1 protein-coding gene is annotated in these 932 nt (G+C 29.9%); it reads left to right on the top strand.

Features of this window, described 5'->3' with window-relative positions; genetic code table 11:
- The first annotated feature begins 225 nt into the window (after positions 1-225).
- Complete coding sequence (locus KI356_RS27050; protein ID WP_128281646.1) at positions 226-912, top strand: hypothetical protein; 687 nt, start codon at positions 226-228, stop codon at positions 910-912.
- Positions 913-932: the final 20 nt, after the last annotated feature.

Raw genomic sequence — 932 nt, 5'->3', positions numbered from 1 at the left:
TTATACAACAACATGATCGTATTGTGAACAAAAAAAGTGTAACTTATTAAAAATAAGTTATTTATTTTATGATATTAAAGAAACAATCACTATATTTTACAATACAACCCATATTTTTTATAATTCGGTATTTCTCTTATGAATCCCCTAGTCATATATCGTTAAAAGTGATAAGATGTTGAATTGTTAAGATAAGAACATTTTCTGAGTTATGGAGGAAATGTCATGAAGAAAGATAAAAGACACTCTATTCGAGAAGCAATGAAAAAGAATTTAAGAAAAGAATACTTTTATTTGAAAAAAGAATTACTTTTCTACTGTCCAATTGATCTAGGCACATTCTCAAGAGAGACATACTACGCTACTTTTGACCAAGATGGCATAAGTATTTATCAGTATGATAAAAAAACAGAAAGTAAATTAAAATTGTGTGAGCGTCATCCATGGAAGAGTTGGAATAAGGTAAAAGTTGATCATTATTTAACAACTTCTCAATTTATTTTCCAAGGTGAGCGAAACTGGATTTTATCCCTTTTCCAAAAAGGAAAAGAAGCTCAAAAAATAATTGAAGAACATACATCTTTACAAACGGAAGTTGTTTCCCGTCCTTTTTCCAAGAAACTTCCTGGTTTCCGTTCTAATACACCATTGAATAAATACATCGGTAGCATTTGTTACACTGCACTTATTGCATTTTTATTAAAATGGATGATTCCATTTCAAGCACCACAAATCGCCCTGTATTCTATTTCAATTGGCTTTATGCTTCTTGGTTTACTTTGTCTTACAATTGGTCTAATCGAACCAACTATCGTACTATTTCGGACAAAAGAAAAAACAAGAACAAAAGTCTTTTACTTATATAGCTACTTAGCTATTTCTGGATTTATATGTGTCTTTATTTTTTGGTAAAAGAAGCCGTCCCAAAAGAT

The sequence above is a fragment of the Bacillus hominis genome (assembly GCF_018332515.1).
Lineage (GTDB): Bacteria > Bacillota > Bacilli > Bacillales > Bacillaceae_G > Bacillus_A > Bacillus_A hominis.
This window is presented reverse-complemented; position numbering and strand designations above follow the sequence as displayed.